Consider the following 15,916-nt stretch of genomic DNA (forward strand, 5'->3'; position numbering starts at 1 on the left):
CAAGAATTAAGTCCAGTTCAGCTCTTCGTGACGACGGATCGTCGGTGACTCCGAGGTGCAAGGCGCGCAGTAAATTTCACGTGACTTGCTTATTCCTCACCCACGGCTATGGTGCATGGCAGCACTAGTCGCATCTACTTGGAGGACCGAAATGTGAACGCAGCTACCGATCGTCAGTGGGCGGTTCGTGACGCTGTTCTGCGTTGGCTTCTCGCGAAGACAACGGAGGGATATCGGAGTCCGATCCTGGACGCGGATGCCATCGGAGCAGAAGTCGGCTGGGTGGCCACGAAGCTCACCAACGACGAAGTGGCCGACGCCTCGATGTTCCTCTTCAAGGAGAATTATGTGACGGGCGTGCCGGTAATGGGTATCGGGATTCCACGCCCGATGCTGACCGTCGCCGGACGTCGGGTGGCCAAGGCAGGCAAATCCCTCAGGTACAAGGACGACGCTCAGCAGGCGAAGTTACGCCGGCGTCTGACCGTGCCGCTCGCAGAGACCTCCGCAACGACGTCAAGCTCGAGCGCATCAGGGACGGAGTTCGAGCGGTAACGGATCTCGCGCGCGTCACCGCCGCCGTGTCGACCCACACTGAATCACCGTCTGGGAGCCACCGGGTGCGTGTTGCGCCAGTGGCGGGCGATCTCGATCCGCCTGGCTACCCACACTTTTTCGTGGGACTGCACGTGGTCGAGGAATCGTTCCAGCGCGGCGGTGCGCGCGGGCCTGCCAACGATGCGGCAGTGCAGACCCACGGACAGCATCTTCGGCGCCCCCTCGGCGCCCTCCGCGTAGAGCACGTCGAAGGCGTCCCGTAGATGAGCGAAGAACTGCTCACCGCTGGGAAAACCTCCCGGCGAGGCGAACCGCATGTCGTTCGTGTCGAGGGTGTACGGCACCACCAGGTGGTCGACCAGCCCCTTGCCTGGCGAATCCACCTTCACCCAGTACGGCAGGTCGTCGGCGTACGAGTCGGAGTCGTAGAGGAAGCCGCCGTGTTCGACCACAAGTTCCCGGGTGCGAGGGGAGTCGCGGCCGGTGTACCAGCCCAGCGGCGCCTCACCGGTCAGATCGCGCAGGATGTCGACCGCCTCCGCCATGTCCTTGCGTTCGGCGTCCTCGTCGGAAAGCTGATACGACTTCCACCACAGACCGTGGCTGGCGATCTCGTGGCCGAGTTCACGAAAGGCGCTGACGGCTTCGGGGTTTCGCTGCATGGCCTTGGCCACCGCGAAAATCGTCAGCGGCAGTCCTCGCCGCTCGAACACCCGAAGCACACGCCACAGTCCGGCGCGGGAACCGTACTCGTATACCGACTCCATGCTCATGTGCCGGTTCGGGAACGGCTGTGCCCCCACCATCTCGGACAGGAACGTCTCCGACGCCCCGTCTCCGTGGAGGACGTTGCTCTCGGCGCCCTCCTCGTAGTTGAGGACGAACTGGACGGCGATCTTCGCGCCGCCCGGCCACTGCGGGTCGGGGGGCTTCGGCCCGTACCCGACCAGGTCACGGGGATATTCGGAGTCGAATCCGTGGGTCATGACCGCAACCCTGCCCGACCGGCTTCGGTCAGGGAACCCCACAGCCGCAGCCGTGCCATGCCACCGTCCGGAAAGATGTCGAGCCGGGCCTGCGTGACCGGCTGATCGCTGTCGACGACGAACCGATGCCGGGTGTCCGGCTGCAGGCGTGTCCGGGGGAGGAGCTCCACCCAGTCGCCGTCGCCGTCGCGACCCTGAATACTCGCCTCACCGGGAGCATTGCCGAGGAAGTACGAGGTGTCGAGTTCGGCCAGCGACACGATGCCCTGAGCGGCGAGAAGAATCTCCACCCAATCGTTGTTGTCGTCTCGGCGCCGAGAGGTTTCCCAGCCGTCGCCCATGACGCGAGCCGATCCGGGGAGCAGCATGTTCTGTGGCGATCCGTAGAACATGTTGGAGCAGCACGTCACTCGCGCCCCGTTCTCCAGGGCAGCGAGATCCACCGGTCCGGCGTCGAGGAAGTGAAGATCCGGACGGCCTTCGCCGTGCACGCGCAACCGGGCCACCCCACCGTCCGGGTACAGGGTCAGTTTGACGTGCGTCCACCGCCGCTCGGAGTCCACCGGAAAGGGATTCTCGGTGTCCCCTCGAACTGGGCTGCGGCCGACGATGGTGGTCCACTGTGCGCCGACCACTTCGTCGGCCGACGGGTACCCGTCGATCGCCGCGGCTTCGACGGAAATCTCCGGTGGATAGTTGCCCGTGAACCATGCGGTGTCGACCACCACGCCCCGAATCACACCGGGAACCCCGAGGCGCACGATGGCCTCGTCGGTGCCCGCGATCCGGCGCCGACGCGTCTCCCAGCCGTCGTAGATCTGGCCCTTGTGCCCGAACGTGGCCGGCTGGTACACGGCGGCTGTCGGGCGGATCAGATTCTCACGCTCGGCGAACAATTCGTCGTTCGCCCACACGACCGCGCCGCCGAGCGTGCGGACGGCCAAGTCCGGGAGACTGCGAAAGCTGGGCGGGGCAGGAGTGTTCGGAGTCACGATGGAGTACCTCCTGATCGGGCGTGGAGCAAGTGTAGGGCGTCGGCGATGCCGCCGGAGCGTCGCGGACCGGGTCCGGCCGCTCAGGTACCCGGGACTACCGCGCGGGCGACGAGGTTGTGGAGGACGTCGACCGTGCATCCGGGGGCTTGCGCCAGTACCACGTCCTCGTCGAACGCGCCGCAGGCGAGCCCGCGGAGAACGACGGTGGCGAGGGCTTGTGCCGTGGCCGGTTCGTCCACCACGCCACCGCCCTGCCGATCGAGGTAGGCCTGCAGGCGCGTGGCCGCGGCGGGCAAGGCACCCCGGTAGAAGTCGAAGGTGGCGAGCCAGCGGGTGATCAGGTGCCCGGGATGCATGTCCCAGCCCTGGTAGTAACCGCGCTCGAGCGACCGGGTGACGAGCCGGTAGTGCCGGGACAGTGCGGCGCGGACGTCGTCGTCGCTGCCCTGCGGGACGACCTGGGTGGAGCCGTCGCAGACCCACACCCCGGTCTGGGCCGCCGCCACCAGCATCACGGACTTCGCGTGGTCGGCCACCGGATGCTCGAGCGATTGGAAGCGAGACGCGATACCGCAGGCCGCGCTGTAGTCGTAAGTGCCGTAGTGCAATCCGGTGCACCGCCCGTCCGCGAGATGAATTGCCTTGGCGACGGTGACGGTGCCGTCCGGGCCGATGACGGCCTGGGGGCTCTCGATCTGCAATTCGAAGTGCAGTGACCCGTCCGGCAACCCGTAGGCGCGTTCGAGTTCCTCGCACAGTGCCACGACAGCGGTGACCTGCGCCGCGGCGCGCAGCTTCGGGACGGTGAATACGAAACCGTTCGGAACGCCGCCCGCACCTTCGAGGACGAGTTCGAGAGTGCGGATCCCGCGGCGGCGTTCGTGGGGCGCCAATCCTTTGGCGCGAATCCCGAGGAATCGCGGGCCGTCGGGGTCGGACGAGAGCAGGCGCAGTGTGCGCCCCGCGTCGAGCGCGGCGGCGTCCTCGATGTCATCGCTCCGCCATCCGTACCCGTCCTCGAAGTCGATGCGCAAGTCCATGACCGGACGGTTCTGCAACACCGTGCGGACATCGGGCAGAGCGCCGGTGGTTCCGACGGATTCGAGCGCATCGGCATAGCGGTCCAGCAGCGCAACCGCCTGTTCCGACCAGCGCCGCGGGGTGTCGGGGCGCGCATCCGCCGCACTCACATAGACGGTGTGGATGGGCTGAGACTGCGGACGATCACCCGGAAAGTGTTGTGCAAGGGAGGTGTCGACGGACCCGAGGAGGGCGTCGACGCGGTCGAAGCCGCTGTCCGGGAGCCGGCTGAGGTACTGGGGATTCACAGCACGATCTTGGCAGAAATGCCGGCATCGCGAGGAGTGGCCGACCCGAACTCCTGCCCCGAAAGAACCCCGGCCCAGGGGAAACGGGCCGGGGTTCGATGACGGTGAAGGATATGGAGAGGAGGGTCAGTTGCTGCCCGGCCCGCTTCTCGTCGTCGCCACAGTGGTGGCAGGGCGGATTTTTGCGGCATTCGGGCCGCTCCACGCGCCGGCCGGTTGCGAAGAAATTGCGGGCGGGGCAGCAACGCCCTCGGGAAGTAAGTTCACGCTAGGGCATCACCATCCTTTCGACTCCGTGTTCCCTTTTCGTCGAGCGGTCACCATCCGCGCGGAGGGGAGCGCTGCGTCGCGTCGACTTCCGCTCCCGTGGCCTGCGCAGCCAGTTCCGTTCGCGTAGAGAGGACTCGGCCTGCAGGGGGAACGCGCTCGGCGCGGATCGCGACTCGTACCAGCGACACCACGGCGCGTGGCGTCAGCGCCTCGGCGAGAAGTCGATCGGAGTCGGCGATCGACAGGTCGTAGTCGATATCGCACCATCGGCGTTCGCTGCACAGCATTGCGTCGACCTCCGGGAACCCTCGTTGCTGACAGGTTACCTACAGCAGAAGCTGTAGGTTCGTTATAGCAAACGCTCCAGTGTGCGGCAAGGGGTTGTGGCAGCGATTTTTCTCGGGCTGCTCGCCGTCGATCGTGCGGCGGCAGATATCGACCCGGCGGATCTCACTCTCGTGTAGCGAACGGTCTCGTTCTCCTCTTGCTATTGATAACGATTGTCATTATTGTTCGCCTGGTTTGAATCAGTGAGGCCTGGTTCGAACCGAGGAGGGAGGGAGAGGTCACCGTGGCGCACCTACTGCTGGTGGAGAGCTGGGTCGGGGCGATGGGAACTCTGCTGCCCAGGTCGATTACCGAACTGGGGGCGGAATTCACCTTCTTGACCCGGCGACCGGAGCACTACCCGGAGTTCACACCCGACGGGTCGCCGCACCCGCTGCGCCTCGGGCGTGCGGTCGTGAAGGCCGAGACCAACGACCTGGCCTCCGCACTCGATGCAGCTCGTCGTATCCATGCCGACACGCCGATCGATGGTGTCCTCACGAGCTGTGACTACTACCTTCCCACCGCCGCGAAGATCGCCGGTGCATTGGGCTTACCGGGTCCGGAGCCAGAAGCGGTGGGGGTCGCATGCAACAAGGCGCTCACCCGGGCTGCCCTGGATCGCTTCGGTCTTGCGGAACCTCGCCACGCTACTGCGCCGGTCGATGACCCGGCCCGACTTCGTGCTGCCGCGGAGGCAGTGGGGTACCCGCTGGTCGTCAAACCGACTGATCTCTGCGCGGGGATGTTCGTGCGACGCGCCGACAACTGGGAAACTCTCGAAGCCGCTGCGGGCGAACTGAGTCGGTTCGCTGTCAATGCGCGTGGGCAGCGGCGTGATCCTGTGGTCCTGCTCGAGGAGTTTCTCGACGGACCGGAGTTCAGCGTCGAGAGCTGGATTCGCGATGGAGAAATTCACACGGTCGGAGTGACCGACAAATGCCTGGGCGGTGCATCGGGTTTCGTCGAAACCGGGCACATGTTCCCTGCCGCTCTCGAGGGGGAAGCTCGCGCGCATCTGGTCACCACCGCGGAAACCGCGATCCGTGCGGTGGGGCTCGACCATGGTGTGGTGCACACCGAGCTCCGGTTCACGGCAGCAGGACCGCGCATCATCGAAATCAATCCGCGGCCGGCGGGTAACCAGATCACCGAGCTGATCAGGCACGTCACCGGAGTCGACCTACCGACCATTGCGGTAGAGCTCGCGCTCGGGCGGATTCCGCATTCTGCGCAGCGGACGGACACGCTGCCGGACGGGCGACGACCTCTGAGCGCGGCGGTGAGCATGTTGGTTCCGGCCGAGGAGGGTGTCCTCGCCAGGATCGACGGCGCAGAAGCGGTCGCGGACCATCCTTCGGTGGTTACGTCATCATTCAAGTCGCCCGGGCATCGAGCGACTGCCGGAATGGACAACAACAGCTACCTCGGCAGCGTGATCACCGTCTCGCCCGAGCAGTTCGGTGCGCGGACGCTGGCCGAGAGACTGGTGTCGTCGATCCGCGTTACCTACGGCGAGGAGGTGTCGCCGTGACGGTGACTGCACAGACCCCCGCGGCCAAGTCAGGTCCCGTCAGCGAGCTCCTCGACCGCTACCGTAACGATCCCGACTTGTCCTCTCCGGACAGCGCCACGGTCTCGGTGGCCTTCATCACGTCTCAGGCTGCTCGGCACAGCGGACGCAGCGGCGGCTACCGAAATCAGGTGGTCAGCCTCCGGGTGGGTGCGGCGACGGGCTCGTGCGCGGTCGAGCCGGATTCACTTGATCCGAGGGTCGTGTACGCCTGCGCCGGAATGCATGTGGCCGAGTTGCTCGAGCATGAGGAACTCGCCATTCGGGTCGCTGCACTCGATGCCTACCTGACCAATCGTCGACCGCACGCCTCCGACGCCCGCGCCGAGACGGTACAGCTGGAACCGGGGACTTCGCTGCAGCGTTCGATGGCCCGGGCCCGATTCGTGACCGGGCTGGTCGATGCGCCTCTGGATGGACGTGTGCTGGTGATCGGGGTGGTCAACTCGTTGCTGGCGTGCCTCCGCGAGCGCGGTGTGCAGTATGTACCGTGCGACTTCAAGGGCGGCTTCACCGAATGGGGTGAGTCGATCGTCACCGACTTCACTGCCTGGGTCGATGACTGCGATGCTGTGCTGGCCAGCGGAATGATGCTCGGCAACGGCTCCCTCGACCGGTTGCTCGAGCTGACAGCGAAGACACGACGGCCGGTTCCGGTCACGCTGTTCGCGCAGAGCGGAGCGGCGGTGGCCCGGGAACTGCTCGGCCGCGGGGTCGATTCCCTCTCGGCCGAACCGTATCCCTTCTTCTGGCTCACCGGTGACGCCAGCGTCCTTCACCTGTATCGGGCGTGTCCGTGACGACCGTCATCGAGCCGCTCGCACGAGTCGGACGCAGCCCACTCGTGCGCATCGAAGCGCCCGTGCCGCAACGGCATCCCGGGTACTTCGCGAAAATCGAGGCGCTGGGGTTCGGCGGGCTCAAGGCCCGTTCTGCACTCTCTATGCTCGTGGGAGCGCGCGGGCGTGGGGAGTTGCGTGACGGTGCGCGAATCGTCGAATCGACCAGCGGCACATTGGGTGTTGGGCTCGCGTACGTGGCTCAATCGCTCGGGCACCCTTTGACGCTGGTGGTCGACAGCGAACTCGAACCAGCGATGCGGAACCTGTTGCGGGCGTTGGGGGCCACCTTGGAGATCGTGGACGACCCCCACCCGGAAGGCGGCTGGCAACAGGCTCGGCTCGACGCCCTGCACCAGATTCTGGCAAACGACGAAAACACCTATTGGCCCAATCAGTACGACAACCCCGACAACGCCGCGGGCTATCACGGTCTCGCCGACGAGATCGTCACCGGGCTCTCTGCGGCAGGGATCGACCGGGCCGACGTTCTGGTGTGCAGCGTGGGCACGGGTGGGCACAGCAGTGGAGTCGGCGTCCGGTTGCGGCAACTGTGGCCGGATTTGCGCATCATCGGCGTCGACGCGCTGGGGTCGAAGATTTTCGGCCAGCCTGCGACCCGCCGCGTCATGCGCGGTCTCGGTAGCAGTGTGCACCCCGGCAACGTTCAGTACGACATGTTCGACGAAGTGCACTGGGTCGGTCCCCGCGAAGCCGTGCACGCCTGCCGCAGCCTGGCCCGGGACGGCTTCCATACCGGCGGATGGTCTACCGGCGCCGCCGCGACAGTGGCCGGCTGGGCGGCGGCCGCGTGGCCGGGCACCGTGATCACGATCTTTCCCGATGGACCGGATCGCTACCTAGGCACAATCTTCGACGACGACTGGTGCCGTCGGCATCACTTGCTGGACCCACCGCACACGCGGCCGCACGAGATCGACGACTGCGAAGACCCCACGTTGTGCTGGACCCGATGTCAGTCGGTGCGGTCACCGCGCGGACGCGGCGGCGACCGATCGGAGGTGGTCACGACATGAAACTGCAGTGGACTACGCGCACGCTCGAGCTGGCACGGCCGTTCCGAATCAGCCGCTCGGTAATGTCCGCTCGCGATGCGGTCACGGTCACCGTGACAGGCTCAGCACCTCACCTCGTCGGCTCCGGAGAGGTTGTCAGCTCGGTGTACGCGGAACTGGACGCCGGACGTATCGAAGCACAGTTGTGCAGGGTCCGGGAGCGCTGCGGAGACGAGGCTTCGCTGACCCGTGTCCTCGCTGCCGTACACCCGGCGGTGGCTGCCGCGGTGTGGTCAGCCGTCGCCGAACTCCGGGCACTGACGGAGGAGCGATCGGTTGCCGCTCATCTCGGTCTGCCGCTTCCAGCGGAAGTTCCCATTTCGCGCACCCTCGGCATCGGAACGCCACGGGCAATGGCCGCCGAGGCCGCCGAAGTGGCCGGGCGCGGTGTCCGGCTTCTCAAGGTCAAGACCGACGCCGACGGGGCCGAGTCGGTCCGGCGACTAGCTGCGGTGGCAGGCGCTGCACCCTACAACGACATGATCGTGGATCCGAACGAATCGTGGACTCTGGCGACGGCTTTGCAGGTGCTCGAGGACACCCAGGATTTGCCGGTGGTGGGCCTCGAACAGCCGCTGCCGACGTCCGAGCGTCACGGACTTCGAGAACTGCGCAGCCGCACCGGTATTCCGGTGATCGCGGACGAGGCCATCCATACGCGTGCCGATCTTGACGAGCTCGTCGGCCTCGCGGATGCCGTGAACATCAAACTCGCCAAGTGCGGTGGGGTCTACCACGCCCGCGAGATCGCGGACGCGGCTCGCGAACGCGGAATGGACGTGATGCTCGGGTGCCTCGTGTGCAGCTCACTGGGCATCGCGCCGGCAGTCCATCTCGCCTCGCTCGCCCGGTGGTGCGACCTGGACGGGCACCTGTTACTCGCATGGGATCCGTGGACCGGGCTGGGTGGTGCAGACGGCACCTTGCGCCCGCACGACGGCGCCGGCCTCGGCGTACAGCTCCGCACAGGAAACGATCGATGAGCGAAAAACGATCATCCGCAGGAACGTTCGCGCTGCTGCGCAGCTTTCCGCTGTCTGTTCAGCTACTGGTGCTGAACCAGTACGGTGTCAACACCGGCTTCTACATGCTTGTGCCGTATCTGTCACTTCACCTGACCGGGAACCTCGGCCTGTCTTTGACGATCACCGGTCTGGTCCTCGGTGTCCGCACCCTCAGCCAACAGGGACTCTTCCTGATCGGCGGCACCGCCGCCGATCGGCTGGGACCCCATCGTGTCATCATTGCGGGCTGTGCCCTGCGGTCGGTGGGCTTCGCTGTGTTCGCGTTCGGCACAAGCGTGCCGGCGCTTCTCGCCGCGTCGATCCTGTCGGGACTGGCGGGCGCGTTGTTCAATCCGGCGGTGCGTTCCTACATCGCGGTCGCCGAGCCGACCCGGCGCGCTGAGGCGTTCGCGGTGTTCAACGTCTTCGCGCAGGCAGGTGCCCTCTCCGGGCCCTTGATCGGCAGTGCTCTGCTGGCAGTGGACTTCCGAACCGTCGCGATCGCTGCGGCGGTGATCTTCGCCGCCCTCACCCTGGCGCAGCTGCGGTTCCTGCCCCCCCCACACCGTCGAACCGTCTACGACGACGGTCCTCGGCGGCTGGGGGTTCGGTCTTGGCAAACCGCCGATTCGTACTGTTCACACTCGCCATGCTCGGCATGTTCGCCCTGCAGACCCAGATGTATCTGGTGTATCCGGTGCTGGCCGGTCGGATCACGGATTGGGAAGGTGTGGTGGCGGTGCTCTTTCTGAGCACCACCATTTTCAGCCTGCTGTTCCAAGTGCGGTTCACCCGGTGGTTCGGTGCCAGAACCAGCCGCGGTACCGCGATCACCACGGGTCTGGCCCTGATGGGCGGCGCGTTCGTGGTGATGCTCCCTGCTCTGTGGGCCGACCCCGGGAGCACTGCGGCGCAGGTGACGTTGGCGATGGTGCCGCTGGTGGTTTCCGCCCTGGTACTCGAGGCCGGCATCATGATTGCACAGCCTTTCGTGATGGAAATGATTCCGTCGTATGGGAATTCCAGCATTTCGGGCACCCTGTTCGGAATGTTCTACCTCGTGTCCGGTGTCGCGGCCGCCGGCGGGAACGCGCTCATCGGCTACGGCATCGAGATCGGCAACGGCTGGCCCGGTGCAGTGGTGTGTATCGCACTCGGGATGGGATCGGCGGTCGGTATCTGGCTGCTGCAGCGTCGACACATGCTCGCCGATCCGACGGGGGTGAAGGCATGACCGCTGCGGAGACCAGCAACCTGCTCACCGACAACCCGGCACTGTACGAGGCGCGGTTCCCCGACCCCGACCACATCGCCGCTCGATTCGTCGACGACGTCCTGCACGCGTACCTGCCACGCCGTCTCGATCCTCGTCGAGCGCAGACTGCCGCAGTGCTGGATCTCGGCTGCGGAACGGGCCGTGACCTCGGTTATCTGGCCGACCAGGGCTACCGCTGTGTCGGACTGGATCGGTCCACGGTGATGGTCGACTACGCGCGCCGGCACTATCCCGGGGTGAGCGCTGCGCTGGGCGACCTGCGGGACTTCGAGGTCGGTGAGCGGTTCGACGCGGTGATCTGCCTGGACAGCTCCCTGCTGTACTGCCACACCGACGAGGAACTCGAATCGTGCCTTCGGTGCTGCCGCGCCCACCTGCACGACGGGGGACTACTGGTCGCGGAGATGCGCAACGGCGCTTTCTTCCTGGGCAACAAGGAACTACTCGACGGCCCGACCCACTCGTCCGTTGAATGGGAGGGCCGCATCTGGCAGGCCGAGACCACCCTCTGGATCGACCACGCCGCCCAATTGCTGCGCCGCCGCAGGAATTGGCACCTCCCCGACTCCGGGGAAGAGCTCGTCCAGACGTCGGCATGGCGGTTGCTTTTTCCGCTCGAACTTGGAGGGCATCTGCGCCGTGCGGGCTTCGAGGTCCGCGCGATGTTCGACACCCCCGGTCCGCGTGCCGCCGGCGGCTGGCCACCCCCATCGGGGTGTGACGGCGTGGCCCGAATCGGGGAGGGCGCGATGTCCGGTGACCGGATGCATGTGATCGCGCAAGCAATCTGACCCCTCCAACACACCACACCCAGACCCTCAGCAGAATTCCAAGGAGAAGTACCGATGAATCCGGTCCACCGATCGATCCTGTCCTCGACACCTGGCCTCAGCAGGCGGACCTTCCTCGGCCTCGGTGCTGCCGCCGCCGGTGTCATGCTGCTGGGAGCCTGCGGTTCGGGGGAGACCGCCACCTCGGCGACCTCGATTCCACGCGACGGTGGCCGGTTGCGGGCGGTCTTCGCGGGTGGTGGCGCTCAGGAGGTTCTCGACCCCCACAAGACCAATCTGTACGCGGATGTGGCGCGCTCGAATGCACTGTACGACAAGCTCGTCGAGTACGGGGACGACCTCGGCCCGGTCCCGCGGCTCGCGACCGCCTGGCGTCCGAACGGAGACGCCACCATCTGGACGGTGGAGCTGCGCCCCGCGGTGTTCCACGACGGCCGGCCGGTGCGGGCCGCGGACGTGCTGTATTCCTACCAACGGATCCTCGACCCGAAGAACGCCCTGCGGCCCCGGGCCTCTCTGGAGGTGATCGACATTGCCCGCTCCAGGGCGGTCGGGGACCGCACCATCGAGTTCGTGTGCGCCCGTCCCTGCGGCGACCTGGCTAATGTGCTGGCCGCTTTCGGCGCCTACATCATTCCGGAGGGCACCACCGACTTCACTGCGCCGATCGGCTCCGGCCCGTTCACTTTCGTCTCGTTCGAGCCGGGCCGGTCCTTTGTCGCCGGACGATTCGACGAATACTGGGACGGCGCGCCGCACCTGACGGAGCTCGAAATCCTTACTGCCCCGGACGAGACGGCCAGAATCAACTCACTACTCGGTGGGCAGGTGCAGTACGCCGACGACCTCGGGGTCACCTCCGCCCGAACCTACGAAACCGATGCGCGCGTGCAGATTCTGCGCTCACCTCGCAGCTCCATGTCGGGTTTCGCGATGAAGGTGGATCGCCCACCGTTCGACGACCTGAATCTGCGCCGGGCGATGTTCGCGCTGGTCGACCGCGAAGAGCTGGTCTCCACTGTGCTGGGCAGTTCGGGTGTGGTGGGTAACGACCTTTTCGGCAAGGACGCCAAGTACTACGCCGGTGATCTGCCGCAGCGCCGCCTCGACCTGGACGAGGCGAAGTCGCTGATTCGCAAGGCCGGTGCCGAAAACCTGACCATCGAACTGCAAACCACAGGCGCCACCAACGGGTTCGTCGAGGCGGCGAATATCTTCGCCGAACAGGCCGGACGCGCAGGACTGCGCATCGACGTCAAAGTCGGGGAGGGTTCGACCTATTGGACCCGCACCCTGGACGAGGGTGTCCTGTCCAGTTTCCGGTCGGGGGCCATGCCCATCGAAACGCACGTCGCGCAGAGGATGCTGTCGACCTCGTCGAAGAACTACACCCAGTGGCGGCGGCCCGAGTTCGACACTTTGTTCGCGACCGCCAGTGAAACCACCGATGAGGAGCTGCGCGCCCGCGCATACAAGCAGATGCAGTCACAGCTGTACACCGAAGGCGGCCTGCTGGTGTGGGGCTTTTCCGACGGCCTGCACGGCTTGGCGCCGAATGTGGCCGGAATGGCACAGAACGCACCCAGCAACACCCTGGGTTACGCCCGCTTCGACAAGGCCTGGCTGTCTTGATTCGGTACGCCGGGGTGCGGGTCGGCCTGGGACTGGCTCAAGTCCTCGGGGTGCTCGGCATAGTCTTCGTTGTCGCTTCGGTGCTGCCCGGCGACGCTGCGGTGGTGATCGCCGCGGACGACGCCGACCCGGGAAGGATCGCGCAGTTGCGCGAAACTCTCGGGCTCGATCGACCGTTGCTCACCCAGTTCGGCGACTGGCTGACCGGGCTGATCCGCGGAGACCTGGGTACGTCCGCGATCTCCGGCCGCCCGGTCGCGGACATGTTGGCCTCGGCACTGGGACCTACGCTCACGTTGGCGATTCTTGCTTTGCTTGTGCTGATTCCACTGGCCGTGGCGCTGGGCGTGGCCGCCGCGGTCGGCAGGGGACGACGAATGGACCGCGTGATCTCAGGCGTGGCTGTGGCCTTCTACGCGGCGCCCGAGTTCGCCCTGGCGATCATCCTGGTGGCGGTATTCGCGGTGGGGCTGGGGTTGTTCGCACCCACCGCGGTCGGGGCGAGCGGGCCACTGCTGATGCAGCCGGAGTTGTGGGTGTTGCCCGTGGTGGTGTTGGTGATCCGCCCGGTGTGCTCGCTGGCGCGGCTGGTCCGCTCGTCGATGATCACCGCACTCGAATCCGAGCCCACCCGGCACACCCTGCGCCTCGGTGTGCCGCTGCGCCGCGTCGTGTGGCGGCACGCCCTGCCCGGTTCGCTCACCCCGGCCACCCAGCATCTCGCCCGGGTGACGGACTGGCTCCTCGGCGGGGTTGTCGTCGTCGAGTCGGTCTTCGCCCTCGGCGGCCTCGGACAGGTTCTGGTCAGCGCGGTCAGTAGCCGTGACATTCCGTTGTTGATGGGCTTGGTGGCGCTGTTCGGTTCGATCACCGTCACCGTGAACACGATCGCAGACATCGTGGCCTTCCGGCTCAATCGCACGGCAGGTGCAACGGCGTGATTTTCACTGCGAAGACGTCCTTCTTTCGATTCGTCTCCTTCCGAGTACTTCTCGGTGCGGCGCTCACCGCGATTCCTGTCCTTCTCGCTCTCCTCGGTCCGCTGTTCGCCCGCGAGGAGGGCCGCGGTCCCGCGTTCACCGAGGGCGAGCGCTGGCTCCTCGGCACCGATTCCGAGGGCCGTGACGTGCTGACCCAGCTGCTGCTCGGCGGCCGCTCCCTGGTACTGGTCGCCATCGCGGCGGTAGTGCTGACGTACCTGCTCGCCGTGCCGTGGGGTGTGGCGGCGGCGGCCTCGCGACGTCGGGCGGTGGATGAGACATTGATGCGCCCTCTGGATCTACTGCTCTCGATTCCGTCGATGATGCTGCTGCTCCTGGTGGTCGCCCTCAGCGAAGCCAACGTGTTCATCCTGACGGTGACGGTGGCGGTGCTGCAGTTCCCGGACGCGGCTCGCCTGGTGCGGGCCGCGGCCCTGCACGCTGCGCACACTCCGGCCATGCAGGCGCTACGGCTGCAGCGCGAAACGTGGTGGCGTCGGAACATCGGCTACCTGGGGCGGTCGTTGCTTCCGGTACTCGCCGCCGACGCCGGACTTCGCTTCGTCGGTGCCATCTACCTGGTCGCGTCCGCGAGCTTTCTCGGTCTCACCGCGGACTCCACCGGAACCGACTGGGCCGTCATGATCGACCGCAATCGCAGCGGTATCACCCTGGTGCCCTGGGGTGTGCTCGTTCCGGCGGTGATGATCGTCGCGCTGGCGATAGGCGTGAATGTGTTGTTCGACGCGGGTGCTCGTTCGGCGACGCGGGAATTTGCTTCGAGGAGCTCGAGATGACCGAGACGATGCCGGTAGCGCGTGTCGAACCCGGCAGGCGAAGCGCCATTCGAGTGCGGGGAGTGACCGCCGAAACCGGGGATCGGATTCTCGTCGACAGCGTCGACCTCGACATTCCGGAAGGTGGGGTCACCGCGATCGTCGGTAGCTCCGGCAGCGGCAAGACCACGTTGGCACTGGCCCTGATGGGCGAAGCCCGCGCGGGGGTGACATTGACGATGGAGCAGCGACAAGCGGAGGGGGTGCGGTTCGGCTATGTTCCGCAGCAGCCGTCTTCGGTACTCGATCCCGCCCTCCGGATCGGCACAGTCCTCCGCGACGTCGAACGTGCCGCTCGCCGTGCCGGACATCAGGTGTCCGTGACCGACGCGTTGCGGCGCGCCGGGTTCCCAACCGACCCGCTATTGCTTCGCCGTTACCCGCACCAACTGTCGGGCGGGCAACAGCAACGCCTCGTCATCGCGCAAGCCCTGCTGACCGATCCCACCTGCCTGATCATGGACGAACCGACCACGGGGCAGGATCCGGCCAATCGAGCGACCGTCCTGGGCGAGATCACCCGGCTCGCCGCGGAGGGCCTGACGATTCTCCTGCTGACGCACGACCTGAACGCCGTCTCTCAGGTGGCCCGGCACGTGGTCGTCATGTCCGGCGGGTCCGTGGTCGAGACCGGTGATATCGGGGTACTGCAGGCACCGGCGCGCGGGCAGACCCGGGCGCTGATCGAGGCGCACTCGAGAACGGACCGGCACAGCTCGGCCGACCGGCCCGTTGTCCGGACCGGTAGTCGATTGGTGATGGATGACGTCTCGGCCGGCTACCGCAGGACACCGGTGCTGCGGAATTTTTGCCTCTCGGTGGATTCGGGCGAGTGTGTAGCGCTGGTCGGCCCGTCCGGGTGCGGTAAGACCACCGTGGCCCGCGTGCTGGCCGGACTGCACCCGCCGACCGCCGGCCGGATACTTCTCGACGGCCGGCCGGTGGCCGGAACGACGCAGCGGCGATCGCAGCAGCACGCTGCCGCGATCGCCTATGTGTTCCAGGACGCCAAATCGGCTTTCGACCCGTACCGGACCGTGTGGGACCAGATCGTGCGCGGGGCCGTGCGGCTGTGCGGTGCCACCGAAGTTGCGGCAGCAGCGGCAGCGCACGCCGCGCTGGAACAGGTGGGACTCGACGAGCAGATCGCCCGAGAACGTCCGTCTGCACTCTCCGGTGGAGAAGCGCAGCGCGCCGCCCTCGCACGTGCCCTCGCTGCCGAGCCGTCAGTGCTGATCTGCGACGAGGTGACGACAGGACTCGACCCCGTCGCACAGCGTCGGGTGCTCGACATTCTCACGAGCCTCACCCGATCACACGACCTCTCTCTGCTGGTCATCAGCCACGACGCGGCAGTCGTGGACGCGATTGCCGACGACGTGGTCGACATGACGGATGCGGTGCGGCAGGGTGCATCGGACGGTGAACGGTGACCGACCTCGTCG

Annotated in this window: 16 protein-coding genes; 12 read left to right on the forward strand and 4 right to left on the reverse strand. The window is 66.5% G+C overall.

Translation table 11 applies throughout. The annotated features are described in order from the left end of the window. Window positions 1-153 precede the first annotated feature (153 nt). Window positions 154-555 (forward strand): serine recombinase, encoded by a 402-nt coding sequence (locus tag CBI38_RS04045; protein WP_109326623.1) that lies wholly within the window; start codon window positions 154-156, stop codon window positions 553-555. Window positions 556-599: 44 nt separating this feature from the next. Here CBI38_RS04045 and puuE read toward each other — a convergent pair whose 3' ends face one another. The 4 genes from puuE to CBI38_RS04065 all read right to left on the reverse strand — a co-directional run bounded on the left by puuE (window position 600) and on the right by CBI38_RS04065 (window position 4,424). Continuing rightward, window positions 600-1,544 carry an allantoinase PuuE gene (gene puuE / locus CBI38_RS04050; RefSeq protein WP_109326624.1) on the reverse strand — a complete coding sequence of 315 codons (945 nt, stop codon included), beginning with the start codon at window positions 1,542-1,544 and terminating at the stop codon, window positions 600-602. Further along, window positions 1,541-2,536 carry an allantoicase gene (alc, locus tag CBI38_RS04055; protein WP_230990076.1) on the reverse strand — a complete coding sequence of 332 codons (996 nt, stop codon included), beginning with the start codon at window positions 2,534-2,536 and terminating at the stop codon, window positions 1,541-1,543. The genes puuE and alc overlap by 4 nt, the downstream gene beginning before the upstream one ends. An 83-nt stretch (window positions 2,537-2,619) precedes the next feature. Continuing rightward, window positions 2,620-3,867, reverse strand: a complete 1,248-nt coding sequence (locus CBI38_RS04060; RefSeq protein ID WP_109326628.1) for a DUF6986 family protein — start codon at window positions 3,865-3,867, stop codon at window positions 2,620-2,622. A gap of 317 nt (window positions 3,868-4,184) precedes the next feature. Continuing rightward, window positions 4,185-4,424, reverse strand: coding sequence for a hypothetical protein (locus tag CBI38_RS04065; RefSeq protein WP_109326629.1), 240 nt, complete (start codon window positions 4,422-4,424; stop codon window positions 4,185-4,187). A gap of 284 nt (window positions 4,425-4,708) precedes the next feature. On the opposite strand from CBI38_RS04065, the gene CBI38_RS04070 reads away from it, so the two are divergent. From CBI38_RS04070 to CBI38_RS04115, 11 genes are read left to right on the forward strand one after another with little or no spacing between them, the layout of a single operon-like run. After that, complete coding sequence (locus tag CBI38_RS04070) at window positions 4,709-5,998, forward strand: ATP-grasp domain-containing protein (protein ID WP_230990077.1); 1,290 nt, start codon at window positions 4,709-4,711, stop codon at window positions 5,996-5,998. Beyond that, window positions 5,995-6,837 carry a hypothetical protein gene (locus CBI38_RS04075; RefSeq protein ID WP_109326630.1) on the forward strand — a complete coding sequence of 281 codons (843 nt, stop codon included), beginning with the start codon at window positions 5,995-5,997 and terminating at the stop codon, window positions 6,835-6,837. Before CBI38_RS04070 ends, CBI38_RS04075 begins: the two co-directional genes overlap by 4 nt. Further along, window positions 6,834-7,913, forward strand: coding sequence for a pyridoxal-phosphate dependent enzyme (locus CBI38_RS04080; RefSeq protein ID WP_109334841.1), 1,080 nt, complete (start codon window positions 6,834-6,836; stop codon window positions 7,911-7,913). The genes CBI38_RS04075 and CBI38_RS04080 overlap by 4 nt, the downstream gene beginning before the upstream one ends. Beyond that, entirely contained in the window at window positions 7,910-8,935 is a 1,026-nt protein-coding gene (locus CBI38_RS04085; RefSeq protein ID WP_109334842.1) for an enolase C-terminal domain-like protein, read from the forward strand. The genes CBI38_RS04080 and CBI38_RS04085 overlap by 4 nt, the downstream gene beginning before the upstream one ends. Continuing rightward, window positions 8,932-9,708 carry an MFS transporter gene (locus CBI38_RS38810; protein ID WP_230990078.1) on the forward strand — a complete coding sequence of 259 codons (777 nt, stop codon included), beginning with the start codon at window positions 8,932-8,934 and terminating at the stop codon, window positions 9,706-9,708. Before CBI38_RS04085 ends, CBI38_RS38810 begins: the two co-directional genes overlap by 4 nt. Continuing rightward, on the forward strand, window positions 9,696-10,190 hold the full coding sequence (locus tag CBI38_RS38815; protein ID WP_230990079.1) for an MFS transporter: 495 nt from the start codon (window positions 9,696-9,698) through the stop codon (window positions 10,188-10,190). The genes CBI38_RS38810 and CBI38_RS38815 overlap by 13 nt, the downstream gene beginning before the upstream one ends. Further along, window positions 10,187-11,023 carry a class I SAM-dependent methyltransferase gene (locus CBI38_RS04095; protein WP_109326633.1) on the forward strand — a complete coding sequence of 279 codons (837 nt, stop codon included), beginning with the start codon at window positions 10,187-10,189 and terminating at the stop codon, window positions 11,021-11,023. The genes CBI38_RS38815 and CBI38_RS04095 overlap by 4 nt, the downstream gene beginning before the upstream one ends. Window positions 11,024-11,077: 54 nt before the next feature. After that, entirely contained in the window at window positions 11,078-12,655 is a 1,578-nt protein-coding gene (locus tag CBI38_RS04100; RefSeq protein WP_109326639.1) for an ABC transporter substrate-binding protein, read from the forward strand. After that, a complete protein-coding gene (locus tag CBI38_RS04105) occupies window positions 12,652-13,596 on the forward strand; it encodes an ABC transporter permease (protein WP_230990080.1) in 945 nt (314 codons plus the stop codon). Before CBI38_RS04100 ends, CBI38_RS04105 begins: the two co-directional genes overlap by 4 nt. Next, window positions 13,593-14,432 carry an ABC transporter permease subunit gene (locus CBI38_RS04110; protein WP_230990081.1) on the forward strand — a complete coding sequence of 280 codons (840 nt, stop codon included), beginning with the start codon at window positions 13,593-13,595 and terminating at the stop codon, window positions 14,430-14,432. Before CBI38_RS04105 ends, CBI38_RS04110 begins: the two co-directional genes overlap by 4 nt. After that, the gene (locus CBI38_RS04115) at window positions 14,429-15,904 is read left to right on the forward strand and encodes an ABC transporter ATP-binding protein (RefSeq protein ID WP_109326640.1); all 1,476 of its coding nucleotides are present in this window, start codon (window positions 14,429-14,431) and stop codon (window positions 15,902-15,904) included. The genes CBI38_RS04110 and CBI38_RS04115 overlap by 4 nt, the downstream gene beginning before the upstream one ends. Window positions 15,905-15,916: the final 12 nt, after the last annotated feature.

The organism is Rhodococcus oxybenzonivorans (assembly GCF_003130705.1).
GTDB classification, from domain to species: domain Bacteria; phylum Actinomycetota; class Actinomycetes; order Mycobacteriales; family Mycobacteriaceae; genus Rhodococcus_F; species Rhodococcus_F oxybenzonivorans.

Bases quoted from the DNA above. Each gene is read 5' to 3' on its own strand.
- CBI38_RS04115 (WP_109326640.1), top strand. From the start codon at position 14,429: ATGACCGAGACGATGCCGGTAGCGCGTGTCGAACCCGGCAGGCGAAGC.
- puuE (WP_109326624.1), bottom strand. From the start codon at position 1,544: ATGACCCACGGATTCGACTCCGAATATCCCCGTGACCTGGTCGGGTAC.
- CBI38_RS04065 (WP_109326629.1), bottom strand. From the start codon at position 4,424: ATGCTGTGCAGCGAACGCCGATGGTGCGATATCGACTACGACCTGTCG.
- CBI38_RS04095 (WP_109326633.1), top strand. From the start codon at position 10,187: ATGACCGCTGCGGAGACCAGCAACCTGCTCACCGACAACCCGGCACTG.
- CBI38_RS04085 (WP_109334842.1), top strand. From the start codon at position 7,910: ATGAAACTGCAGTGGACTACGCGCACGCTCGAGCTGGCACGGCCGTTC.
- CBI38_RS38810 (WP_230990078.1), top strand. From the start codon at position 8,932: ATGAGCGAAAAACGATCATCCGCAGGAACGTTCGCGCTGCTGCGCAGC.
- CBI38_RS04100 (WP_109326639.1), top strand. From the start codon at position 11,078: ATGAATCCGGTCCACCGATCGATCCTGTCCTCGACACCTGGCCTCAGC.